Annotated in this window: 23 protein-coding genes and 1 pseudogene; 11 read left to right on the plus strand and 13 right to left on the minus strand. The window is 69.3% G+C overall.

The features are described from left to right. Positions 1-64: 64 nt before the first annotated feature. A complete protein-coding gene (locus tag MRQ36_RS28715; protein ID WP_242799871.1) occupies positions 65-718 on the minus strand; it encodes a hypothetical protein in 654 nt (217 codons plus the stop codon). 372 nt (positions 719-1,090) lie between these two features. On the opposite strand from MRQ36_RS28715, the gene MRQ36_RS28720 reads away from it, so the two are divergent. Further along, entirely contained in the window at positions 1,091-3,091 is a 2,001-nt protein-coding gene (locus MRQ36_RS28720) for an AfsR/SARP family transcriptional regulator (RefSeq protein WP_242799872.1), read from the plus strand. Positions 3,092-3,216: 125 nt separating this feature from the next. On the opposite strand, the gene MRQ36_RS28725 is transcribed toward MRQ36_RS28720, so the two are convergent. The 5 genes from MRQ36_RS28725 to MRQ36_RS28745 form a co-directional block, all read right to left on the minus strand. Next, positions 3,217-3,372 carry a hypothetical protein gene (locus tag MRQ36_RS28725; protein WP_242799873.1) on the minus strand — a complete coding sequence of 52 codons (156 nt, stop codon included), beginning with the start codon at positions 3,370-3,372 and terminating at the stop codon, positions 3,217-3,219. A 251-nt stretch (positions 3,373-3,623) separates the two neighbouring features. Continuing rightward, on the minus strand, positions 3,624-4,049 hold the full coding sequence (locus MRQ36_RS28730; protein ID WP_242799874.1) for a hypothetical protein: 426 nt from the start codon (positions 4,047-4,049) through the stop codon (positions 3,624-3,626). Between the two features lie 122 nt (positions 4,050-4,171). Continuing rightward, positions 4,172-4,498, minus strand: a complete 327-nt coding sequence (locus MRQ36_RS28735; RefSeq protein ID WP_242799875.1) for a hypothetical protein — start codon at positions 4,496-4,498, stop codon at positions 4,172-4,174. A 29-nt stretch (positions 4,499-4,527) separates the two neighbouring features. Beyond that, positions 4,528-4,980 carry a hypothetical protein gene (locus MRQ36_RS28740; RefSeq protein ID WP_242799876.1) on the minus strand — a complete coding sequence of 151 codons (453 nt, stop codon included), beginning with the start codon at positions 4,978-4,980 and terminating at the stop codon, positions 4,528-4,530. A 28-nt stretch (positions 4,981-5,008) separates the two neighbouring features. Continuing rightward, complete coding sequence (locus MRQ36_RS28745; protein WP_242799877.1) at positions 5,009-5,488, minus strand: hypothetical protein; 480 nt, start codon at positions 5,486-5,488, stop codon at positions 5,009-5,011. A 310-nt stretch (positions 5,489-5,798) separates the two neighbouring features. On the opposite strand from MRQ36_RS28745, the gene MRQ36_RS28750 reads away from it, so the two are divergent. Then, positions 5,799-7,133, plus strand: coding sequence for a LysR family transcriptional regulator (locus MRQ36_RS28750; protein WP_242799878.1), 1,335 nt, complete (start codon positions 5,799-5,801; stop codon positions 7,131-7,133). A gap of 22 nt (positions 7,134-7,155) precedes the next feature. On the opposite strand, the gene MRQ36_RS28755 is transcribed toward MRQ36_RS28750, so the two are convergent. Then, on the minus strand, positions 7,156-8,121 hold the full coding sequence (locus MRQ36_RS28755) for a LysR family transcriptional regulator (protein ID WP_242799879.1): 966 nt from the start codon (positions 8,119-8,121) through the stop codon (positions 7,156-7,158). A gap of 472 nt (positions 8,122-8,593) precedes the next feature. Here MRQ36_RS28755 and MRQ36_RS28760 point away from each other — a divergent pair, with 472 nt between their 5' ends. Continuing rightward, a complete protein-coding gene (locus tag MRQ36_RS28760) occupies positions 8,594-9,214 on the plus strand; it encodes a hypothetical protein (protein WP_242799880.1) in 621 nt (206 codons plus the stop codon). A 1,247-nt stretch (positions 9,215-10,461) separates the two neighbouring features. Here MRQ36_RS28760 and MRQ36_RS34170 read toward each other — a convergent pair. Further along, complete coding sequence (locus tag MRQ36_RS34170) at positions 10,462-12,318, minus strand: LuxR C-terminal-related transcriptional regulator (protein WP_242799881.1); 1,857 nt, start codon at positions 12,316-12,318, stop codon at positions 10,462-10,464. A gap of 175 nt (positions 12,319-12,493) precedes the next feature. Here MRQ36_RS34170 and MRQ36_RS28770 point away from each other — a divergent pair, with 175 nt between their 5' ends. From MRQ36_RS28770 to MRQ36_RS34800, 4 genes and pseudogenes are all read left to right on the plus strand, one after another. Then, a complete protein-coding gene (locus MRQ36_RS28770; RefSeq protein ID WP_242799882.1) occupies positions 12,494-12,817 on the plus strand; it encodes a VOC family protein in 324 nt (107 codons plus the stop codon). A gap of 154 nt (positions 12,818-12,971) precedes the next feature. Further along, positions 12,972-13,625 carry a glyoxalase gene (locus MRQ36_RS28775; RefSeq protein ID WP_242799883.1) on the plus strand — a complete coding sequence of 218 codons (654 nt, stop codon included), beginning with the start codon at positions 12,972-12,974 and terminating at the stop codon, positions 13,623-13,625. Between the two features lie 44 nt (positions 13,626-13,669). Beyond that, positions 13,670-13,945 carry a hypothetical protein gene (locus MRQ36_RS28780; RefSeq protein ID WP_242799884.1) on the plus strand — a complete coding sequence of 92 codons (276 nt, stop codon included), beginning with the start codon at positions 13,670-13,672 and terminating at the stop codon, positions 13,943-13,945. A gap of 891 nt (positions 13,946-14,836) precedes the next feature. Further along, positions 14,837-15,311: pseudogene (locus tag MRQ36_RS34800) on the plus strand (transposase); the annotation flags it as partial. 15 nt (positions 15,312-15,326) lie between these two features. Here the strand turns inward: MRQ36_RS34800 and MRQ36_RS28790 are convergent. After that, positions 15,327-16,115: a hypothetical protein gene (locus MRQ36_RS28790; protein ID WP_242799885.1), complete on the minus strand. Its 789-nt coding sequence runs from the start codon at positions 16,113-16,115 to the stop codon at positions 15,327-15,329. 868 nt (positions 16,116-16,983) lie between these two features. Between MRQ36_RS28790 and MRQ36_RS28795 the strand changes: the two genes are divergently transcribed. Beyond that, positions 16,984-17,697, plus strand: coding sequence for a hypothetical protein (locus tag MRQ36_RS28795; protein WP_242799886.1), 714 nt, complete (start codon positions 16,984-16,986; stop codon positions 17,695-17,697). A gap of 167 nt (positions 17,698-17,864) precedes the next feature. Next, a complete protein-coding gene (locus tag MRQ36_RS28800; protein WP_242799887.1) occupies positions 17,865-18,302 on the plus strand; it encodes a hypothetical protein in 438 nt (145 codons plus the stop codon). Between the two features lie 221 nt (positions 18,303-18,523). On the opposite strand, the gene MRQ36_RS28805 is transcribed toward MRQ36_RS28800, so the two are convergent. Together MRQ36_RS28805 and MRQ36_RS28810 are read right to left on the minus strand one after the other, a co-directional pair. Then, a complete protein-coding gene (locus MRQ36_RS28805; RefSeq protein ID WP_242799888.1) occupies positions 18,524-19,276 on the minus strand; it encodes an SDR family oxidoreductase in 753 nt (250 codons plus the stop codon). A gap of 110 nt (positions 19,277-19,386) precedes the next feature. Continuing rightward, positions 19,387-20,238 (minus strand): SDR family NAD(P)-dependent oxidoreductase, encoded by an 852-nt coding sequence (locus MRQ36_RS28810; protein WP_242799889.1) that lies wholly within the window; start codon positions 20,236-20,238, stop codon positions 19,387-19,389. Positions 20,239-20,289: 51 nt separating this feature from the next. Here MRQ36_RS28810 and MRQ36_RS28815 point away from each other — a divergent pair, with 51 nt between their 5' ends. Beyond that, positions 20,290-21,138, plus strand: a complete 849-nt coding sequence (locus MRQ36_RS28815; RefSeq protein ID WP_242799890.1) for a TetR/AcrR family transcriptional regulator — start codon at positions 20,290-20,292, stop codon at positions 21,136-21,138. 7 nt (positions 21,139-21,145) lie between these two features. Here the strand turns inward: MRQ36_RS28815 and MRQ36_RS28820 are convergent, their stop codons facing one another. Both MRQ36_RS28820 and MRQ36_RS28825 read right to left on the minus strand, forming a co-directional pair. Next, positions 21,146-22,123: a CPBP family intramembrane glutamic endopeptidase gene (locus MRQ36_RS28820; RefSeq protein ID WP_242799891.1), complete on the minus strand. Its 978-nt coding sequence runs from the start codon at positions 22,121-22,123 to the stop codon at positions 21,146-21,148. A gap of 21 nt (positions 22,124-22,144) precedes the next feature. Further along, the gene (locus MRQ36_RS28825) at positions 22,145-22,795 is read right to left on the minus strand and encodes a hypothetical protein (protein ID WP_242799892.1); all 651 of its coding nucleotides are present in this window, start codon (positions 22,793-22,795) and stop codon (positions 22,145-22,147) included. Positions 22,796-22,889: 94 nt separating this feature from the next. Here MRQ36_RS28825 and MRQ36_RS28830 point away from each other — a divergent pair, with 94 nt between their 5' ends. Continuing rightward, entirely contained in the window at positions 22,890-23,498 is a 609-nt protein-coding gene (locus MRQ36_RS28830) for a TetR/AcrR family transcriptional regulator (RefSeq protein WP_242799893.1), read from the plus strand. Positions 23,499-23,873 lie beyond the last annotated feature (375 nt).

The following is a 23,873-nucleotide window of genomic DNA, read 5'->3' on the forward strand; positions in this document are numbered from 1 at the left end:
CCGTGCGCCCGACGGTGCGGAGCTCGGAAGGCTTCTCCGGACTCCGCACCCGGCACGGGAGCGCCTAGAAGTCGGTCTGCGGGATCTGGACCAGCAGCCGCCGGTACGCGTTGCTGGACGCGTACTCGATGGTGCTGCTGCTGGCGTGCTCGATCTTGGCGACGGAGTTGTTGTGCGGGAACTGGAGGTTGGTCCGGCTCTGCATCAGGTTGTTGGCGATCGGGGCCTGGCGGGTCATGGAGAGGTACACCTGGGTGGCGGTGACCTGAGACGGGTCGCTGGGGTTCCAGTCGAACAGACCCCAGGCGATGGAGATGCTGCCGCCGCCGCTGCCGAGCGCCTTGAAGGTCTGGGTCAGCCGCATCCGCCGGTAACCGGAGCCGGTCCGCTGGTCCCAGACGTTGCTGACCCCTTGGATCTGGGTGGGGTAATCGTTGCAGCAGCTCGGCGAGTAGTACGTGTACGTCGACTGGTACGCGCCCGTGCTGCCGAAGGTCGACGGGGTGCTGGAGTTGGTCTGCCACGACTCGCCCCGACGCGAGCAGGTGCGCAGACCGTTGTTGGTCTGGCAGGACGGCGTTCCGATCACAGTGGCCACCGGGTGGTCGGCGAAGGCGGGCACCGCCGGGAGCAGCGTCACCCCGACCACGGCGGCCAGGAGCAGCGCCAGGCGCGACGAACGGGCACGCACCACGGTGGCGCCCCGCGCGGCCGTCACCAGGAGTGTGAGGAGGGACGGGAAGGGCCGCGTGGGGCGCGGCGTACGAGGGGATCTCATGGACTTCTTCCTCTTCTCTGCCGGACCGGATCGGTTGGGGGATCGGCAGGCGGTGCCGGAGTGGCACCGACCAGGAGCAGTCTGGGGAAACCTCGTACCGGCGAACAAGACCCGGACCGGGCAGGTAAGGGCCGGGTAAGCGCCGCAACAACGCGCGGGACGTTTTGTCGATGAGATTCGATTGCCCATCGGGTGCCGGTACCGCACGATGGCAACGTGCCGGCTGATCCGCCATCACCTGTCGCGCCGGCCTCGCAGTCGGCTTTCCTGTTCGGCGGCGTCCGTTGGGTCCGCGACGGCCGGGAACTGCCGGTGCCGGGGCAACAGCGGCGACTCCTGCTGGGTCTGCTCATGCTCTACGCCCCGGAGCCCGTCGGGCTGCCCCGGATCGTCGCCGCCATCTGCCCGGACCGTTCCGTCGCCGACGCCAAGCCCGCCCTGCACGTGCAGATTCATCGCCTTCGGCGCCTGCTGGAGCAACCCGGGTCGCCCGGCGAGCCGGTGCTGTCCACCTGCGACGGTGGGTACGCCCTACGCATCGAGGCCCTCACCGTCGACGTGCGGGACTTCCGGTGCCAGGTCGACCGGGGGCTACGTCTGGTCGGCGAGGGCCGCCACGGAGCGGGCTCGGCGCTGCTGCGACAGGCGACGACGCTCTGGGCCGGCGACCCGTTCGGCGCCGCCTACCCGCGCGTCGGGCGGTGGCCGGAGGTGAGGGAGCTGGTCGAGGTCCGGCAGCGGGCGTTGGAGGCGCTCTTCGACGCCGAACTCGCCCTCGGCCGCCACGTCGACCTGGTGGCCGAGATACAGGAGGCGGTGGACCGGTATCCGGCCCGGGAACGGCTACGGGAACACCTGATGGTCGCGCTCTACCGCAGTGGCCGCCAGGTCGAGGCGGGGGAGTGCTACCGGGCGTACCGGTCGTGGAAGAACGCCACCACGGGTCTGGAACCCGCGCCCCGCCTGGTCGAGTTGCACCGGGCGGTGCTGCGACACGACCCGTCGCTGCGGGCCGCCGAGGCGTCGACGCAGGGTGTGCACACCGCGCCCGTGCGGTCCGCCCTGCTGAGCGCCGCCGCCTTCGCCGAGCAGATGGGCGGCCACGGGCAGGTCGTCGAGTCGTTGCGGTTGCTCGTGACCGGCCTCGGGTCCGACGACCCGGAGCGGGCCCGGCTCCTGCTCCGGCTGGCCGGTGCCCGGGCGCGGACCGCCGTCGGTGCCGGCACCGAGGAAGCGGACGAGGCGCTGCGCCTCTTCACCGCCGACGGCGACCGGCTCGGGATCATCGAGACCGAGCTGACCCGCGCCCGGATCGCCTGGTGCGCCAGCCGGCACGGCGCGGCGCGGCAGTCGCTGACCCGGGCCCGGCAGCTGATGGCGGCGCTGCCGGGCGGTCCACCGCCGGGGTCCCTCATGACGTCGGCGGTGGGCCTGCTCGCGGTGACCGGGGAACCGGCCGCCGCGCTGGACCTGGCCGACGCCGCACTCCGGAACGACCGACACCGCGCCACCGGTTGGGAGAACGCCCGCCTGCTCACCAACCGGGGGCTCGCCCGACAGCGGCTCGGCGACCCGGGCGCCCTCACCGACCACCGGTCGGCTGTCGCCCGGCACGAGGAGGCGGCCGGTTGGGTCGGCGTCTCCCTGCTCGTCAACGTCATGGATGCCGCGGCCAGACTCGGGGACCTTGGCGAGCACCGCCGGACGCTGGACCGCGCCGATGCGATGGCCCGGATACGCGGCTCCTCCCTGGACCTGCGCTACCTCGACGCCGCTCGGGCCTGGAAGGAGTTCTGGGCCAACGATCTGACCGCCGCCGGCCGCCGGGTGCGGCGTTGGCTCAACGCCGACGACGACCACTTCCTCACCGACCGTTGCCTCTGCCTCGACGCCCGACTGCGTTTGATCGCCGGGGACCACGACGGCGCCGGCCGGGTCGCCGAACGGATGCTCGACCGGCTCGGTCGGGCCAGCCTGCGCGACGTCACCGTCACCGCACCGGTGATCGCCGCCGCGCTCGCCGTCCGCCGGGACCGACCCGACCGTAGCGTCGGGGAGCTGGTGGAGCAGGCGCTCACCGCCGTCGGGTCGGGTTTCCTGCCGTCGGAGCTCGGCGTGGAGCTGCCGTACGCCATGCGGGCCTGCGGCATGCCACCGAGCGCGCTGGAGGCGATCGCGGCGAGCCCGTGGCGCGACGCGGCCCGCGCCTACCTGCGCGGCGACGGGCGTACGGCGGCCCACCTGTACGTCCGGATCGGTTCGCGCCCCGATGCGACGGCCGCCACCGGTACCCGGTCGGGCCTCGGCCGGTAGGGGGCCGGGACCGTCAGTGAGAGATGGGGTGACGGCTGTTCAACTCCATGTTCCGCCGGCTGGGGTGGCCGAACGGTCCGAGACCGGGGTCTTGACGTCGTCGACCCACCGGAAGCTGATGTTGATCAGCGACAGGAAGGGCAGCCGAACTCCGCCCCTGAGCCCGCCCGTTCGGCCTCTCGGCTCTGCTCGAGGACGGACAGGATATTGCCGGCCGGGTCGGTGGACCAGGCGATCGTCGGCCCCTGCCCGCGCATGATCCCCTTCTCGTCCTGCGGCATCCCGTCCATCCCGTCGTCCCGCGTGACCCGCAGGCCGAGGGTGTGGCTCCCTGGCCACGTTCACCACCAACCTGGGCAACTCGGTGACGGGATACCTCGACCATTCCGACTTTGCCTGAGCCAAGGGCGCGTCGGCAACAGGCGGAAATAGGACCGGCTGCCGGGCACTGCACCCTGCACTTGCTCGGCCTGACTCCGTCCCGCCCGCCCGCCTGGCCAGGCGGGCGGGCGGGCGAGACCAAACGGATCGATCAGAGGGGAGTGACCTGGATGTTCGAGGGACTGTAGCCGTACACCCGCAGGGTCAACTTCTTGTACGCCCCTGTGTAGTTGAGGAAGGTTTCGGCGGGGACGCTGATCGTGCAGGTGGGACCCGTCCAACAGTTGCCCTGGTAGATGGGCCTGGCCTGCTTGCCGTCGGCCCACCAGCGGTAGTCGTAGAAACCGGCGGCGACGGTGAACGTCGCGCTGACGGTGAACTGGACCTTGGTCGACACATCGATGACGTTGCCGAAGGCGATCGACGGGTAGGCGTCGAGCGTCACCGTCGGGGCCAGAGCGGTCCGCGCCTCGGTGACGGACACCGGGGCCGCAGCCGCCGGGGCTGCGCCGGCTAGGAGGGCCAGCATCGCCCCGATGGCGACGGCCGACCGACGCATGGCACCTGTTCGGAACATGGAACCTCCTGGTGTGTGGGACGCCGCTGACGGCGTCTTGAGCCGTTCCGCTGGCGACGTGGTCCGCTCCGTGACCCGTCGTGATCCGTCGGCTGGGACAGGCCGCTCGCCGCGCAGGGCTGTCATTTGTAGAGCACCAACAGGGTGTACGAGTCGGGGTAGTAGTTCTGCAGCTGGCAGGACGCCGTCCGGTAGCCCTGGAACTGGTACTGCGACAGCTGGTTGTAGGAGTAGAGCCGGCAGTTCTCGAACCCGTTGCTGTAGTAGTCCCCCCAGCCGTAGACGGCGGCGAGGCACGGGCCACCCGGGTCCTGGGTGGTGCTGCATGCCGGGAAGTAACTTGCCGGCGGGGCCGTGGCGGCGATGGCTTGGGTCGGCGCACCGACCAGGCTGAGCGCCCCACCGGCCAGCGCCGCGACCGCCAGGCTGGCGATACGTTGAGGAAGCATAGTTTATCTCCCGTTCTGGCGGGCGCCGATCAGTAACTCCCCAGCGAACAGGGCGTGTTGCTGGCGAGCCAGCACTGCCGGGACGTGGTGGAGGTGCGCGGGATGTAGGGAGTGACCTGCACGTAGCCGTTGTAGTCGTTGATGGTCGCCTGCGACTGCGGTGGGGTGAGCACGCAACCCTGGATGCACTGGGCCGTCACCGAGTACGTTCCGGCGACGCTGATCGGGTAGGTGACGGTCCCGGACGTGCCGGGCCCGTTGAAGACGTAGTTCTGCTGCCCGGTCGGGCCGCTGATGGTGACCTGGATGTTGCGCTGCTGCATCGGGTAGCCGGCCGGGTAGGTCGGGATCGACCAGTTGATACCCAAGCTGCTGCCGGCCGGTACGGCCGCCGCCGGGGACGCCGGAACGGCCGCGGCGGCCAGCGCTGCGGTGGCGGCGGTGGCCGCGACCGTGAGCATCCTGCTGAGACGGGTTGCCACGAGTACCTCCTGAAGGGCGGACCGCTGATCAGAGGACAAGGGATTCGATCCGTCCCGACGCGTAAATGCGCAGCACGTGGGTGCGCGAGTTGACTCCGTTGGTGATGGTGACTGACTGGAGTTCGACCCGCGAGCCACGGGGAAGGGTGTAGGACAACACGTTGGTGGCGGAGTAGGTATATCCCAGGTCGCCCACGGTGTCGGCCGCGCCCTGACTGGTCAGGACGGTGCCCTGGTAATTGATGATGTACACGGCCTGGTTGAGGACGGTGCCAGCGGTGCACTGCGCGCCCATCGCCTTGTTCACCGTGGTTTTCGCGGTGATCGTGGTGCCGTAGATATCGATGCTCTGCTGCGCATCCGGGCAGGCGGCCGTGTAGATGGTCTGGGTGGCGTAGGTGGTGGGGTTCGCTGACGCGGGAGTGGAGAGGGCGAGGGCGCTGGCCGTGGCGACCGTGGCGGCCACGGCCGTGCGCGCCATCGTGCGGCTTACTTGCATGTCGATCACTCCTGTTCAGTGTGGTTCAGGTGACAGCGCACGTGCCGCCACCACTTCCCGGGCCGGGCGCAAACGACCGTGTACTGCGACACGGACGCGATATGCGCTGATTGACGACGGTGGCACCCCGCACCGCCTTCGAATCCCATACTTCACCTGTTCCACCACTGCCGGAAACGCGCTATTCCTGAAGGGCCGAGCCTTCGGTAGGTAGGTGATGCTTAAAGATCCAGCTTGGATTACATTGTCGACTGTCGAAGCGACAGCGGCCAACGCCGGGCTTGGCAGGCGTGTCCGCCGCTGGCTGGGAGGTGCGTGAATGAGTGCCGTACGGTGGGCGGATCTGCATGTGGTGACCGTTACGGCCGAACGTCGCTCTCTCAGCGCCGCCGCCCGGGCACTGGGCTGCTCGCCCTCAGCCGTCTCCCAGAGCGTACGCAGGGTCGAACGGCATCTGGGCTTGACGCTGTTCCAGCGTCACCCGCACCAGGTCGCACCGACCGCCGCCGGCCGGGCGCTCCTGGGGATCGTCGACGAGATCTGGTCGACGTGGACGAACACCGTGGCGCAGGCCGCGGCCCTCGATAACGGACGTCTCCCCGCACTCGGCCCCGACCCGGGGGCAAGGACCCGCGAGGTGACAGGCCGGCGCGAGGATCGGTCGATGCCCCCCGACGCGTCGGCGACCGATGCGTTCCTGCTGACTGTGGACACCGGTTCCTTCGCGGCCGCCGCGCGGCGGCTCTACCTCACGCCCCGGTCGGTGTCGGCACGGGTTGCGCAGATCGAGCGGTCGATGAGGCTGCGCCTGCTCGACCGTACGACGCACGGCGTGGTGGTGACCGCCGCCGGTCGTGCGGTGGCGGACGGCCTGAGCGAATTGAGCTCGCGTTGGCAGGAGGCCAGCGCAAGTTTGCAGGTGAGCTGCGCCGCGCCCGCCGCCCTCATGCCCGACGAACTCCGTATGTCCGTTTATTCACTGGCGGTTCACACGCTCCTGGACCACCTGGACTCCCGGTGGCCGGCGACGATCGTGAACACCCGCGAATACGATCCCGACCGTGCATTCGGCGGGCTGCTCGACCGCACGGTCGACATCGTGATCGGCTACGAGGTCAACGACCCGATGCCGCCGCCACCCGCGCCGGTGCGGCGGGTGCGTATGGTCACCGAGCACTGCCAACTCGCTGTCGGGAAAGGACACGTACTGCAGGAGCGGTTGTCGTCTGCTGACGGCACATTGAAATTGTCCGAACTGAGCGGTCAGATGTGGGTGCTGCCGCCGAACGGCCCGCTCCGCGAACTGGTCGAGAAGGCATGTGCCGCAGCCGGGTTCGCACCTCGCTGCGGTCACGCCGTCACCGACGTATCCGCGGTGCGAGGGCTGCTGACCTCGCTGCGTGCCATCACCTTCTGCGCCCCCACCGTCCCGACCTTCGACGAACTGCGGTTGTTGCCCGTGGACGGCGCACCCACCCGTACACTGTTTCTGGCGTGGAATTCCGAGGCACTCGCCACGCCCGTCGTGCGGGAGTGCGCTGCGGCCGTCCTCGAGTGGTACCGGGAACGCGCACGCATGAACAACCCTGATTATGCGAGGTTCCTCGCAGCGAATCCGCAGATGCTCGCCGATACTTCCCCAGTTCTCCCATGACCAAGGGAGCCTGACGCGCTCGTCACTCGTCGGTTTTCGTGCTCACCGCGACCTCGCCCACATCCTGCCGTCGGCTGCGGAGACGTGTCGCGTGGTACTCGGGGTTGTTGGCGGCCGCCGCTTGCCAGTAGCTGCGTATCATCTGGTGGCAGATCGTGGCTGATATCTCCCGCGGAACGCTGCCCGGCCGGCTGACGAGCAGAATGTCACGCATCACCGGTTCGATGAGTGGGCGCTGCACCATCAGGCTGCTCGGGCTGTTGATCGGGGAGCCGAGGGTGACGCACCCCTCCCCGGCGACAAGCAGCTCGATGGCGTAGCTGTCGGTGGCTGAATAGGGTGCGTAGGGTTCGAAGCCCGCAGCCCGGCACGCCACCACGACCAACTGACGGAGCCGGGTGCCCGGCGGCCGCAGCAGCCAAGGATCGCCGGCCAGATCACGGAGCGAGACAACGGGAGCCGTAGCGAGTCGATGGGTGCGGGGCAGGACCACCCAGACCGGCTCTCGCAGCAGGACGGTGCTCGCCAGACCGGTGAGATCCAGCGGAGCAGCGTCGAAGTCGTACACCTGTGCGCAGTGCCGGTTGCCGTAGCGAACCTCGAGGAGGCTGCTTTCGGACAGGTCGATCGTGATGTCGTACTTGAAATTGGGATGAGTTTCGCGCAGCCCGGCCAGGATTCGGGCCAAGGACGGCGCCTCGGCGCTGAGCCGCAGCAGGGTGCGATTTCGGCGGCCCATCGACTGCTCCACCTCGGTGACGGCGCTGACCGCCCGAACAGCCATCGGGAGCAGGCGGTGGCCGTCGTCGGTGAGTGTGACGTGGCGGCCCGTCCGGTCGAACAGCCGCACCCGCAGCTGTCGCTCGAGTCGTTGAATGTGGCCGGACACCGCCGGTTGGGTCATCCCGAGCCGTTCGGCAGCCCGGCTGAAGCCGCCCGCCTCGACCACCGCCAGGAACACCGCGAGCTGCCGGCTCTCCACACTCATGGCATGACACTCCTAGGGGAACTTATGTCAGCCTATCCCTCCGTCCTCGATCGGTCAGCGGCCTGCCAGCTAGCGCGCCACGATCCGGCAGGTCCGGCCCTGACGGCCAGCCGTTCCCGCAAGTGCGGCCCCGGAACCTCATCGAGGCTTCGTGAAACCGTCCGGGACGTGGCTTTTCCGTGACGACCTTCGTCGGGATCCGACCGGCACCGACCCGTCCACCACCGGCCGCGCGATCGCAACGCCGCCGTGACCTGCAGTGACCCGATGAACGACGACCCTGACGCGCAAAATCCGAGATCGAAAAAGAGGTATAACAATAGGTGATACCGCTACAGGAGAATCGTATTTCCCTGCCGCGGGAGGACTGGGTGACAATCGTTCCGACCATCAGCTCCGACGTGGATGATGGCGCGAACAAGAGAGGTGGCCCATGCCATTTCCCGCACTGAGCACGGTGATGCGCAGTCGTATGAAACTGCTGCTCGCAACCGTCGTCGCCGCCATTGCGGCGATCGCCGGGCTCATCGTCCCGGCCTCGCCCGCCGCAGCCGAGGTCAGTTCTCCTTCCTGCGCCCGCTGGACCACCCCCATCCACTGCACCACCTGGCTGCGCGGCAACAGCCCCGAATTTCCGGTCGGCGACATCCACAACTGGGTCCACCTGGGTGACAAGGTTGAGTACTGGGCCACCCAGACCCCAGTTCTCGGGACCTACATCAACAAGATCTATATCGCCGGTGACTCGCAGTCCTGCACCTACAAGACGACCAGTACGGGCGCGATCTCCACGGCCAAGCCGGTGAAGGTCACGCAGACCGACACCTTCACCTTCAACACCGTGGGCTTCGGAATGTCCATCAGTTCGGCAGGCTCCGCGACCATAACGGCGAACGCGAGCAAGACGGAGTTCTACCTCACGACCGTCGTCACGAACAACGGGTGCACCAGCCCTTCGTACAGCATCTTCTTCGTCCCGGACGGGATCGGTGCGATCTACGGGATGCGGCACACCGTCAGTACCACGTTCGACTGGGGCGGAAAGACCGTCACGAACGGCACCATGGACGACACGAGCCTGCGCATCATCTGATGAGCTGACGCGTAGCGACACTGCGAGGTCGACAAGGTCGGGACGCTCCCGGGCGTCTCGACCGTCGACTTATCCATTCGTCCACCGCGCCAGCCCGCGAACGGTCCACTCATCGACGGCAGCCCGAGGCAGGAAAGTCGCCACTCCGAGCGGCTGATCCGGCGGCGCATCGTGCGAGCGGGTGGATCGGCTGCGGCAGGCGAGTCAGGGGCGTCGCCCGTGGACTGACCCTACCCCTGGCTCGTGATCGCCGTGCCGGCTGGCCGGTGTGGGTTCTCCGTTCTGCGCCGCAGCGTTAGGCGCGGGTCCGCCCCGTGCTGGTGGAGGGTCGGCCGGGGTCCATCGGGGTCAGTCCGAGGGCGTCGAGCACGGCCGCGCCCCGCTCGGCGTGGGCACCGCCGGCGAACACCAGAGTGCGTGCGGACTGGTAGCGGCAGCCGACGGCGTCGAACGCACCCGCTGCGGCGAACAACGCCTCCCGGTCGCTGTCGAGCAGGGCTTCGGCTCGTTTCACCAGGGCTTCGGCGACGGGGTTGCCGGCCACGGTGGTGCAGGCCTCGGCGAGGCGGTCGCGGGCGTCGGGGCTTCCGGCGAGTACGGCGGCTTCGGCGCGAAGGGCGACATACCAGTGGAGCCAGATCCAGGTGAGCCACTTCCACACCGCGCCGGGCTCGGGTGCCAACCGGTCCAGCGCTTCCGGTGCCCGTCCCTGGTGCAGCAGGAGCATCGCGTCGAAGACCGCCCCGTAGCCGTAGATGTGCTCCGGTGGCATGCCGAGCTGCTCCAGGACGGCGTTCCACGTACGGCGGGCGTCCTGGTCGTCGCGCAGGCCGTGGATCATCGCCACGCCGGCCGCTGCCGGGGCGAGGATCGACCGGGCGGGGCGGCCGGCCCGCTGCCATGCTTCGAGGAACCGGACGCCGCCGGCGAGCACCTCGTCGACATTGCCCGCCAACGCGTCGGCCACCAGCAGCCAACTCGTGGCACGGTGGCTGACTTCTGCCAGCAACGGGTGGTCGGCGATCTGCCGTGCCCAGCGGCGGGCGGCCGGCAGGTCCCCCGCGCCGAGGCTGGCCTCGGCGGCGTTGCCGAGCGCGTCGAGCAGTTCGTGGGTGTTGGCCGGAGTGGCCGGTAGGGACGACAGCAGCGCAACCCGGCGTCGCGCCGTGGCCGCGCTCGCGAACGTTTGACCGGCCCAGCACTGGGCGCCGGTGAGCGCGTCGAGCGCGGCGGACTCGGCGAGCGGGTCATCCGTGCGGTGTGCGAGTTCGACTGCCCGCTCGGCGCGCGCGATCGTCTCCGGAACAACGTTGTCGGGTGGGCCCTGAGCGGCGCCGAACGCGTCGGTGAGCACCGCGGCCTCGGCCAGCGCCACCGCGGCCTGAGCGGCTCTGTCGTCGCCGGCCAGGTCCCGCGCCTCGGCGGCGAGCGCGATCACCTCCTCCGGTGGTGGGAGTCGTTCGAACTTGCTCCAGAACCGGTACGTGCTGGTGGCGGCGGTCGCCAGGTCGGTGGCGGCGCCGGCGGTGTCCCGGGACCGGCGGGCGGCTGCCGCGGCCGCCCGGTGGCAGCGGTATGTCCTCGCCCCGCATTCGGCAGCCGGCCACGGCGGCGGCGTGCCGGAGCATCGACGCGGTGGCGGCAGGGTCGTCCGCGAGCGCGGCCGCCTGCTCGTATCGCAGCTGGGACTCCCCGATCAGGTTCCGGGCGAAGGTCAGCTCCGCCAGGTGCCCGGCCAGCCGGTACGCGTCCGTGCGCTGCTCCGGCCGGCCCGCAGCCCAACCCAGGGCGGCGCGGAGGTCGTCGGCCAGCGGGTCGAACCGGGTCCGCCAGTCCGCTCGCTCCACCCCGAGGCCGGCGACCTGCTCCAGGCACCAGCGGAGGTGCCGGGATCGGGTGTCGATCAGCTCGTCGGCCTCGGTGAGGCGCTCCGCCCCGTACTGCCGGATGGTCTCCAGCGCCCGGTACTGCGTACCGCCCGGCGAGGGCGTCACCACCAACAGGCTCTGTTCGGCGAGCCGGGCCAGTTGGTCGGCGACGAGGCCTTCCGCGGCGGCGGCGACCTGCACCGCCGCCGAAACGGTGAACGGCGCCACGAACACCGACACCCGGCGCAGCAGCGCCCGATCGGCCGGTTCCAGCAGGGCGTGACTCCAGTCCAGTGTGGCCCGTACCGAACGGTGTCGGTCATCGGCGCGGGAGCCGCCGGTGAGCATCCGGAGGGGATGAGACAGGGCGGCGGTGACGCCGTCCAGTCCGAGCGTGGGATACCGGGCGGCGGCCAGTTCGATCGCCAGCGCCATTCCGTCGAGCCGTTCACAGATCGAGGCCAACCGGCTGCGCAGGCGAGGATCCAGTGGCGGGCCCACCGCCGCCGCCCGCTCCATGAACAGTGCGACCGCGTCCGACTCGCCGTCGACGGTCAGCGACAGCGGGGGCACCGGGTACACCCGCTCGAACGGCACCATCAGCCGGGCCCGACTGGTCGCCAGCACCGTTACTCCAGCGCACCGTGCCAGCAGCCGGTCGAGGAACGGCGCCACCCCGTCCACCACGTGCTCGCAGTTGTCCAGCACCAGTAACGCGTGATGGTCGGCCAGCGCAGCGATGACGGACTCGGTCATGTCGCGGCCGGGCTGCTCGCCGAGGCCGAGCACGCCGGCGACCGCCGTCGCGATCATGCCAGGTTCGCCGACCGGGACCAGGTCGACGAACCACACCCCGTCGGAGTACGTGCGGGCAGCTTCCGTGGCCACCGTCAGCGCGAGCCGGGTCTTGCCCACTCCACCGGGGCCGACCGCGGTCACCTGTCGGTGCGCCCTGATCAGCTCGGTCAGCTCGGTCCGCTCACTCACCCGGCCGACGAACGAGGTCAAAGGGGCCGGTAGGGCTGGTGCCGAGCGAGCCGGCGCGGTGCCGGCGAGGTCGGTCGCCCGGTGGGCGAGCGCGCGGCGGTCCGGGACCTGCAGCTTGCGCAGCAGCGAGGAGACATGAGTCTCGACGGTACGCACCGAGATGAACAGCCGTGCGCCGATCTCGGCGTTGCTGAGATGTTCTCCGACCAGCGCGAGCACCTCGGCTTCCCGAGGGGAGACGTCAACCACCGCACCATCTTGTCGCAAGCCCGTCCGTGTTCGGGATCCGTGGTCGGCTCCGTGGTCAGCACGGATCCGGGCCGGACGTGCCGGAGGCAGGCTGTGAACACGTACCGACCGGGCCGACGACGCCCCGCGACCTGAAGGAGTGATCATGGCGGGATCTACACAGGGAATCAGGACCGTGCTGCATCCGGTATCGGACCTGACGGCTGCCAAGGAGGTGTACGCCGCCCTGCTCGGCGTGCCACCCACGACCGACTCGTCCTACTACGTCGGCTTCGACGCCGCGGGTCAGCACATCGGGCTGGTGCCGGGCGGTGGACCGCAGGGGATGACCTCGCCGGTGGCCTACTGGCACGTGCCGGACATCGAGGTGCGGCTGGCCGAGCTGAGCGCCGCCGGCGCCACCGTGACCGAACACCCGCACAACGTCGGCGGTGACCGCCTCGTGGCCACCGTCACCGACCCCGACGGCAACGTCCTGGGGCTGATCCAGGACCGCTGAGCGGCGGCAGCTTCGACTCGGCTGTCGTCGAGACCGCCCGGCGAGAACTCCGCCGCCGACGCGCATACCCCCGTCCATCCGCATCAGGACAACCGCAATCCGACCCCATGAAAGGGCCCCCGTAATGTCCTCGATCGAATCTGTCACGCTCGAAGTGCCCGACCCCGCAGCCGCCGACGCCTTCTACCGCACGGCCTTCGACCTGGACGCCCGCGTGCGTGTACGCGACGCCCAAGCGCCGACGACCGGCTTCCGCGGCTTCGCCATGTCGCTCGTGGTCTCCCAGCCGAGCATCGTGAACAGCTTCTTCCGCACCGCCCTCGACGGCGGAGCGACGACGCTGAAGCCCGCCGCGAAGGGGTTCTGGGGTTACGGCGGGGTGCTGTGCGATCCGTACGGCACGATCTGGAAGATCTCGAGCTCGTCGAAGAAGGACAGCGGACCGGCGCCCCGGCACATCGACGAGATCGTGCTCCTGCTGGGCGTGGCCGACGTCGCCGCGACCAGGAAGTTCTACCTCGAGCGCGGCCTGTCCGTGGCCAAGAGCTTCGGCCGCAGGTACGTCGAGTTCGCCACCCCGCCCATCACACTGGCGCTCTACGGCCGGCGGGCCGCCGCCAAGGACGTGGGCGTATCGCCCGATGGCAGCGGATCACACCGGCTCGCCATCGGCAGCGGCACCGGAACCTTCACCGACCCGGACGGTTTCGAGTGGGAGGCCGCCACCTCGGCCCGGGTCGGGCAGATCGGCGAGGCCGGCCTCGCTCCCGTAAGGGCCAGGGGCACCGACCCGAACAGCGGGCTGTAGAGCGCTGACGACACGAGCATCGACCCGACACGAGGAGAAACGTCATGGGCTCGACGCAGGACAGCACGTACCAGGGCTTCACCGCCGAGGAACGTGCCGCGATGAAGGAATACGCTCACGAGCAGAAGAAGGCGACACGCCGCGGCTCGCGAGCGGACAAGGCGGCGGAGGCGGAGCGTGACGTGCTCGCGAAGATCGCCGAGATGCAGAAGCCGGACCGGACCATGGCCGAACGCCTCCACAACGTCGTCACCGCTCCCGCGGCGAATGAAGCCGGCGGCTGCCAGGTCGGCTTCGATGAGCTCAACGAACCGTCGTAGCAGGGCGTTCACGAGTCGGCGCGGTACCGTCCCGACGACGGGCCGCACACCGGGCTCACGGTTGATGATCTCCTCTCGCCATAACTCGCGATCATGCAGAACGTCAGCCAGACGCGTTAATTCGGGCGGCGTCCGCCTGCCGAGATCCCGCGCCAGGGGCGTGAAGCTGCTGGTCGATGGCGGAACGGTAAGCGGCTGGAAAGCCCTATCGGAGGCCGCCGGCCAGCAGTTCGGATCGGCATGGCCCACAACGGGCGGCCAGGCTGCCGCGGTGTCGGGGGCACTGGTCGGCCATGCGGGCGGCCGACGCGGCTCGGCGCCTTAGTGCTCGGCTCGACGTGAGAGTGCGTCGCGGGTGATCGTTGGGGGAGTGCTGGTGGCTGGCCGGCGCGGTGCGGTGGTGGCCGGGGTGCTTCATGTGGTCTTCCTTTGCTTCGGGTGACACCGTCAGGGCGTCACCCCTGGTCGCCGTGTTTGTCACCCCGGCCCTCTGGTTGGCACCCCCTGGCATGCCCGGCTGTCCGCTCAAGAGACGGTAGATCCGGGTCGCGACGGTGGCGACCTGGCGGACGGCCAGCCGACCGAGGTGCACGAGTCTGGCGAGGGCGCGTTGCACGGTGCGGGCGGAACGCCGGCGTAGGTGGCGATGGTGGCGCCTCCGGGGTGCGGAGAGTTTGAGATGTTCACAGGTCACGACTCCGATGATTGATCTTGTCGAGTCGGGCAGAATGGGGGAGTCTGCCCGTATGTGATCCACGCTCATCTTCGCGACAAGGTCAGGTCCTCGCGATAGGCGGACCCGCAATGGCCTTGCTTGCGCTGGTCGCGCATGTCGGGCCGCTGCGGATCTTGATGATCGCCGGCTCCGACCACCCAACCACGCCGTCCTGAGACGGCACCTGGCAGCGGATCCTGACCGCGGCCCAGGTCCATGACGATGGCCAGCCGCTGGAGTGGGTGGTCAGTGTGGACTCCTCGATCAGGGCTGGCGACAACCCGCAGCTGCTGGCGTTGCGGGACCACATTCGGATCAACCCGCCCGGGCCTGGTGCGCCGCGCAAGCGACCGGACATGCTGATCGCGGACAAGAGCTACGCCCACGACTCGACCCGGCGCGCTACGGCAGCGGCGGATCCGGCACACCATCCCCGAGCGCGCCGACCAGGTGGCGCGCCGCGCCGCCAAAGGCAGCAACGGCGGGCGGCCACCAACCTTCGACCACGTTACGTACAAGCGGCGCAACGTCGTGGAACGCTGCTTCAACCGGTTCAAGCAATGGCGTGACCTGGCCACCCGCTACGCCAAACGCGCCGCCATCTACCACGCAGGCCTGTTGCTCATCGCCGCGATCATGTGGCTTCCATGATCGGCAGGGCAGACCCTAAGTGGTCGGCGGCCAGTGCTCAGTGGCCAGTTCGACGACCGCCGACCACGCCTGGCCCTCGCCGAACTCCCAGCCCGCGACGACCCGGGCGGCGGCGAATCGGATCGGCCCGCTGCCGCTGGGCCAGTGGGCCCCGCAGTACTCGCCGCCGTAGGCCCGGGCAGAATCCTCCTCGAGGAACAGTGCGCTGAGATGGGAGCGCAGCTCAGCGTCGGCGATCCCGTTCAGCGCAGCCTGCCACCGCGGATCAACCTCGGCGTCCGGATCGACGGGCTCCAGCCCGTCCTGGTCCATCGTGCCGGTGGCCGCCCGGAGCGCATCGAGCAGGCTCCCGTCGGTGACCACCCGCACGTGGATCGGCATGGTCACGCCGTCCTCGGCAAGGTCCTCCAGCGCGATACCGTGCCGGCGCAGCACCCGGGCCAGCTCGACGCCGTGCACCACCGCCCGGCCGGCGGATCGGTGCGCCGCGGCCAGCAGGTCGGCGGCGGGCCGACCGGCCAGCGCCTCGATCGTTTCCGCGCCGTCGACCGCAAAGATCGAGCGGCCCAGGTCGAAGGCCCACCGGTCCCAGCCGGTGCCGCTCGTCCCGCTCGCGGCCACGACACACGACTGCGGCTCGGCGAGCGCGGCGAGCCGGTCGAGGTCGCCGCCTGCGAAGAACTCACTGGCGAGCATGTCGTCCCAGTGGTACAGGGCATAGCGGCCCCCGCCCGGGTGGTCCCCGATCGGCTCGGGCAGGAACCGCTGCAACTCCCGGGTGAGTAGCTGCTCCCAGCCCTCCATGCGCCCCGCCCTTCACGTCGCCGATGATCGCAAGCCATGCTACGAAAGGTGTCTCACCTGCACCACCGGCGCCGGGCCCCGGAAGCCCTCACTTGATCACGACCTGGCCACCCGCTACGCCAAACGCGCCGCCATCTATCAGGCAAGCCTGCTGCGCATCGCCGCGATATGTGGCTTCCATGATCGGCAGGACAGACCCTAGCGGCCCCACCTCGGCCGCCCTGTTCGAGCAGGCCAGCGAGGTCGGCTGCCGACAGGTGTCAGCGCACCGACGTGATGCGGGCACTGGCGGTCAGAAGTGGTTGGCATCCGCGTCGGCCCAGAAGATAACCGCCACGTCGGAGCGGGGCGGCCCGAACCGGAACTGCCAACCCGCTTACAGTTCCCCGCCACCGAGGGCCGGGTATGCCGCTCTGCTGGCTAGATACGTGGTTTCGGCCGGGTATGGCGGGTTAGGCCAGCGGCGAGCGCGATACCCAAGAGCGGGTGGGCCAGCGGCCGCAGGTAGGTGTGCCCCCCCCTCGCCTAGGGCCCTCGCACAACAGTTCGCCACCCTCGCAGCGCCAACCAAGCCCTCCGACCTCGTCCTGGTTCGCGATGACCGTCACGACAACTGCGGCTGCGGCGACGCCCAGAACTCCTACGGTCAGCCAACGGCGGAGGGTCGGGTTCACGGCCGGCAGGATGCCAGGGAGGTGCCGCGCAGGAGCTGTTCCACGTGGACGGACAAGGCCCGATGTAGGGCGGTCTCCGCGGCGCGATCATGTGCCGCCGTGCGAGCGTCGCTCTGCGTTGCGGCAGTCAGCTGGCCAAGAGCTGGAAACCTGAGCGAGGTCGGGCTGAGGAGCGCCGGCTACCATGGCAGCCCATGGCATCGACGAACGAGACACCCGCCGCGTTCCAGCCGTTGCCTGGGCGTACGGTGGATCGCTCAGCGGTCTGTCACGCCTCGCTACAGGCACTCCTCGACCTCGTCGGCGCCGAATCCCCGGACGTCGACGAGTCCGGCAACCGTCTGGTCTGGCGTCACCATGCCCGGCGGACGATCGGTGAGACCATCGCACGCCGCGCCGAGCACCCGGCCGATGCTGGCGGCGCGCCCGACGAATGGTTCGCACCGCTGATCCGAGCGGCAGTGTCCGAGCCGGATCCGAGCTTCAACCGCCAACTGGTCGAACCCGCCATCGCCGCGTTCGGCCGTCGTCGCGTCCAGGTTGCCCTGCTTGACTACCTCGACACTGGTGCCGCCGCCGACGCGGCAGGCGCGGCACGCGCCTGGTACTGGACCTCGATAAGAGTCAGCTACCTGCCGGGAACGACGACCATGACCCCGGAAAGCGCCGCCGAGCACGAGGCGGTCAGCGACCTGCGCGAGCGGTACCGCCTCACCGCACTCCGCCGCTTCCTGGCCGACGATGACCTGGACCTGCGCCGATGCATACTGCCTGGCCTCACCCTGGACCCACACATGTACCCCCACCACATGCGCGACCACGTCGCTCAGGCCGTGCAGATCGCGCGCACCTCAAACGACGACTACCTCCGGCACCGAGTGGAGATCCAGGTCGCCCCCGAGCGATGACCACGACGGGTCGACGCCATCCGGATCTGTCGCCGCTGAGGCGCGGCATCTCAAGGGTGAGCCATTTTCGTCGTGATGGCGCTGTGGGGGCAAGGTCACCAGGCCCGATGCTCCACGGCGGTCCTGCCGAACAAGCAAGGATCTTGTCGCTCTGTAGCATGCCGCGCATGTATGCGCTCTATGCCTGGGGAAACTTCATCAGCGAGGTCGGACTCGACCGGCGGCCGGCCTGGCTCGACCCGGCGGTACTCCGCGGTGAACAACAGGTCATCGACGAAAGCCTGATGATCGGCGACACTGACACGCTGCTGGTCGACGGTCCCGGCACTTTCTTCGAGGTCGATGGCGACGACGAGAATCTTGTGCCCGGTAGTGAGCTCATCGGCCGTGACCTCAGCGGTGTCAAGTGGCGGGTCTCCCGCATCCGGGCAGCCACCGACGGCACCCGCGAGGACGCCCTGCGCATCGTCGCGGTGATCGAGGAGGATGGCGACTACTACGAGGAAGATGAGCGGCACGAGTACAACTCGGTCCCGGTCGGCGAGGTCGTCACCCTCTGGGAAGACAGTCACGGCCAGTGGACGCTGGCCCTGGTCAAGCTTTGAAGCAGGGTGACCGCGGACGGCATACGGCATCAGCCGGACAGGGAGCCATTTCCATCGTGATCAAGGTGTCCTGAGCACGTAGGCAGGGGCGGGTCGTTGCTCCAGCTATGACGAGGCTCCCGGTAGGACAGCAGCCGCCCGGCGGCTTCGGCGAGGGCCTTCGCCGACCTCTTCGGGCGGTGGGACGTCGACGTCCCACCGCCTCTCCTAGTCCATCGCCGTCACCGCTGTGCGGTGGGCCTTACCACGATCTCGTTGATGTCGACCTGATCCGGCTGGGTGATCGCGTACGCGATGGCGCCCGCGATCGCTGCGGGATCCAGCGCCATGGCGTCGCGGCTGGCCAACAGCGTGGCGCGCGCGTCGGGGTCGGCGACTGCGTTGACGAAGTCGGTGTGTACGAATCCCGGAGAGACGACGGTGACGCGCATCGCGTCGCCTACCTCCTGCCGCAACCCTTCGCAGACCGTACGCACGGCCGTCTTCGTCGCGGAGTACACCGCCTGCCCGGGGACGGTGCGGTACGCGGCGGTGGATGCCACCGTCACCAGGTGTCCGTGCCCCTGGCGGCGGAAGACCGGCAGCGCAGCGGCGATGCCGTGCAGTACACCGCGCAGGTTGACGTCGATCATGTCGTCCCACTCGTCGACGCGTAGGTCGTCCAGCGGGGAGATCGGGCCGATGCCGGCGTTGTTGACCAGCACGTCGAGCTGGCCGAATTCGGTGACCGCCGTGTCGACCATGCGGATGAGGTCGTCGCGCCGCCGTACGTCGGTCGCCAGGGCGACGGCGCGGCCGCCGCGTCCACGGATCTCACCGGCGAGCTGCTCGACGCGGTCGCTCCGCCGGGCGCCGAGGACGACCGTCGCCCCGTGAGCGGCGAGGGCCAGCGCGGTGGCCCGGCCGATTCCGCTGCTGGCGCCGGTGATGGCGATGACCTTGTTCCGGGTACCTGTCTTCTCTGTGCCTGTCATGGTTGTGCTTCTCCTCGGTTTGCTGTGCCGGCCGCAGGGTCGGCCCTGCGCGGGTGTGGATAGGGGAGGGGTTCAGGGCCTCCGTGGCGGTCTCGGACCTGCCCCGTGGGTCAGACCTGGGCCATGCCGCCGTCAACGAACAGCTCGACGCCGTGAATGAAACTGGCGTCGTCGCTGGCGAGGAACGCCGCGACCGTGGCGATCTCGCGTGGGGCGGCGATACGCCCGATCGGGCTGCCGGCACCCATGGTCTCCAGTTGCGTGGCGACACCGTCGGCCCCGAACGCCTTGGCCAGGGCGTCACGCAGTGACTCGGTGTCAACGGCGCCGGGACTGAGCACGTTCATCCGGATGCCGGAACCTTTGGTGTCCTGGATCCAGGACCGCAGGAAGTTGCGGACCGCGGCCTTCGCCCCGCCGTACAGGCCCATCCCGTACGGCGGGTGGATCGACGCGGTCGAGCCGATGATCGTGATGCTGCCGCCGGGGCGCATCAGCGGCAGCGCTTTCTGCACGCTGTGGAACACGCCCTTGACGTTGACCGAGAAGGTCCGGTCGAACTCCTCCTCGGTGATCGCCCCGAGGACGGAGTGGTGGCCGCTGGCCGCGTTGGCGAAGACGGCGTCGAGGCGACCGTGGTGTTCGGCGACGTGGCCGTACAGCGCGTCCATGTCGGGAGAGCTGGCTACGTCAGCGCGTACGCCTGAGGCTCGTCGGCCGAGCTCGGCGACCGCCGTGTCGACGCGCCCCTGGTCGCGGCCGGTGATGACGACCCGCATGCCGCGGGAGATCAGTTCCTGGGCGATGGCGTAGCCGATTCCCGAGGTACCGCCGGTGACGACGGCCGTCTTGTTCTGCTTGTCCTGCATGTCGTGTTTCCTCTCGCACGCGCGCAGCCCCGCCGCCTCTGGGGGCAGCTGCCGGTGGCTACGATGGAAGCGTAAGCGGACAGGTGTCCGCATGCCCCCGACGTTAGCGGACACGTGTCCACTTGACCAGCGGACGGGAGTGACATGGATCGCAGCACTGTTGACCAGTCGCAACCCGGTGCGCGACCGGGCTCGATCCGGCGGACCGATGCCGAACGCAACAGGACCCGAACCCGCGACACCGCGCGCACCGCCCTGGAGCAGGACCCCGACGCCTCGATGCAGTCGATCGCCAAGCTCGCCGGCATCGGTCAGGGCACCCTGTACCGCAACTCTCCGAACCGCGAGGCGCTCGTCCTGGCAGTACACCGTCGCGACGTCCAGGACCTCATCGACGCCGCACCCCGGCTGGCCGCAGGCAGCCCCCCGCTCGCAGCGCTACGGCGATGGCTGGACGAACTGGGCAGCTACGGCAGGATCAAGCACGGCCTGACCGGCGCCCTGAACAGCTCCACCAGAGAACGACTCGCCACCGAGGGATACGCCCCGGTCGTCGACGCCATGGGCGCGTTGCTGCGCGCCTGGCGGCAGGCCGGCGACGTCCGCGCCGACGTGACCGCCGACGACCTCCTGCTGCTGGTCGGCTTCCTCTGGCGCATCAACCCGGACGAGCACTTCGAGACCCGCAGCAGCCACCTGCTCGACCTCGTCATGGACGCGCTACGACGACCCTCCCCGTGGCGTGGAACTCGCTCAGGCGACGCCCACCGTCCACACCGGATGACGCTGGTCGGCCTGGGAGACCACGGGCTGCCGATGGCGACCGCGATCGCGATCGCCGCGGCTTCGTTCGGCCCAGGTCGCCCGGTCGCTGCACGACCTCCTGCAGATGGGCACCCTGCCCTGGTGGGGTCAGCCCGCGCTCACGGTCCGATTGTTGGGGTGGCGGACACAAATCCGTCGACGGCACCCCTCGGAACCGCCCGTCGGTGACACCGCATCACGACCGCGTGTGACGTGGTGCCTGACTACGGCCCGCGGTAAGGGCTGGCCCCGTCGTTCGGGTGCGCCACCAGATGATCGCGGTGATGACGACGACAGTGGCGGCGGGGACGAGCTGGTACGGCGTGCCGACTCCGGCTGAGCGGTCCTGCAGTGCGGTGCCGAAGTCTACCCGTAGGGCGAGGGCCAGGATGAAGCTGAAGGTGTTGAGTACGGCGTGGAGCATGATGGGGATCTCCAGTCCGCCGGTGCGCCAGGTGATGATGGCCAGTCCGGTCCAGAGCGTGAAGTACCAGACGATGATGTACGGGTCCGTTGCGCCGTGCACGGCCGTGAACAGCACGCTCGAGACCAGCACCCCGGCGACCAGTCCCGCCCGTGGGCTGCGGGTCCAGCTGCCGATCACGCGGAAGATCAGCCCACGCACGCCGTATTCCTCGCCCGCCGACTGGAGTGGGGTGAGGAGCATCGTGGCGATGAAGATGGCGACGAGGTCGGTCTGTGACCAGGGGGACTCCTCGACGGGCGTGAGGGCTCCGAGGGCGTTGACCACCAGCCAGGCGGGGCCGAAGATGAGGAGCGATTTGCCGAGCAGGTCGAAGCGGAACCGCGACGTCACGGAGTGCAGGGACGCGCCGGGCACGCCGTAGAGCCACCGCTGGATGAGCATGCTCCACGGAATGAGCAGGCCGAGGGAGAGCATCGAACTGGCGTGGTAGAGCGGTGTGTAGTCGGTGCCGCCCAGGATCGGCGGGGTGTTTCCCATCCGTACGTCGATGAGTGCGGTGGCCCTGCCGATGGCGTTCGGGAAGATGACGATCCCTGCCAGCAGGAGGATGATGGCGAGAATGCCGCGGCCGATCCGGCGTTTGTCACCTGCGAGTACCCGGTGGTACTCGACCCCGGTGGGAACTGACGGCCCATTGCGGGGCTCGCCCTGAGTGAGCAGCGAGGTCGGCTTGTTCATCGTGGTCATGGATTCCTCCTATGGACAGAGTTACTTCCCGGCGTGGTCGAGCACGCTGTACCGCAGGCGGAGTGCCCGCTCGGTGCTGGCCAGTGCGGCCCCGACGGCGAGGGCGAAGTTGAGCCAGACCGGTAGGTGGATGGGCGATTCGATCGTTCCGATGTGTTCGGCGATCGGGGGGATCCGCGAGATCGGTTCGGCGAGTTGCAGCAGGTTCAGGCCCACGCCGATGAGGAGCATCAGCACCGAGAGGTAACTGATCGAGCGGCTCAGTGTCGGGTGCTCGCGGGCGATGCGGGCGCGGCGTCCTTCGGCGGATTTCGGGTCAGGAATGAGCGGGTGCTCCGCGCCGGCGGTGGTGACGTAGTGGCAGCGCTTGAGCCCGAATGCACTGATCGCCACCTCGATGGTGCCGCCCTCGACGGGGAAGGCTGCCGGGAGTTTGGACTGGGCGTGGTGTCTGCCGTCGAGATACAGGTGCGCTCTCGCCTTGCCGCCGTCCGGGTCGGTTCGCCGTGGAATGTCGACGGCGTACACCGTCTGCCGGCCGTCCCGGTCGGGCAGCGGGAGGTAGAACAGTGCGCGGAAGGGTAGCTGCCACCAGCGGAGGCGTTTCAATGCCCGTCCGTCGCCGCTGGTGATGCGCTTGGCTGCTCGCCGTTGCCGCCAGTCCTCGATCACGTTTCCTCACTCGCCGTCGCTGCCGTGCACTAATACGCTGTGCTAGTGGCGACGCTAGCACAGCGTGCTAGTACGATGTACTAGGAGGTGGCGGATGACACGGGACGACCGGAGCACCGGCTCACGGGAACGGATCCTCGCGGCTGCGGCGGCGATGCTCGCGGAGGATGTGACGGCGACGCTGAGCGTGCGTGCGGTGGCGGCGCGGGCCGGGGTGAGCACGGGCTCGCTCAGGTTCCACTTTCCGACCCAGCGCGCACTGCAGGACGCCGTGCTCGCCAGAATCTACGACCACATGTTCCCGGATGACCCGATCCACGACCGATCGCTACCCGCCCGGGATCGACTGGTCAACTGTCTCCGGCAGATCCTCGCCCCGGCCGGCGTCGGGAAGCAGGCGCGTGAGGCGTGGGGCGAGACGTACCAGAGGTTCATCGCACCCGAACCGACCGAGGAGGTGCGCACGGCGTATCTCGCCCTGGAGCGGGCAGGGTGGCGCCGTGTCGAGTACTGGCTGACGGTTCTCGCAGACGAAGGCGCGCTCCCCAGGGACGACCACGCACGCCGGGTGAGGTTCTTGCTCACCGTCCTCAGTGGCCTCTCCGTCGAACGAGCCCTGCCCGCCGAGGACTCGATCCTGAGGTCCGAAACCGAAACCCTCTACACGGCCGTGGACTGCGTCCTCACCGCCCCAGACACATGAGGCGTCCCGTGCCGATCCCCCGCATCCCGACAGCGCCCCCGGCAACCCCCCCCAGACTGCCAGCGGCGCCGGCCTCGCCATCGGCAGCCTGGTCGCCATTGCCGGCCTCGGACGGATGAACAACAGCGCGCTCACCGGAGCCGCCCTGCTGCAGTGCGCCCCACTGTGTTAATGCCGCGGGCCGGGGTACCACCCGACCCGCGGCGCGCGCGGAGTCGGCCGTCGTTGACGCCCGGACGCTCGACGGGGCGAGCAGCTGCTGGCCTTCCTGATCACTCAGCCGCCGCACACGTACAAGATCTGCCACCGCCACAGCCGGACCGCCACGACACGTCCAGCCGACAGGCCGGACGGCGTGTCAACCGACACCGTGAA

Source organism: Micromonospora sp. R77, from assembly GCF_022747945.1.
Classification (GTDB): Bacteria; Actinomycetota; Actinomycetes; order Mycobacteriales; family Micromonosporaceae; genus Micromonospora.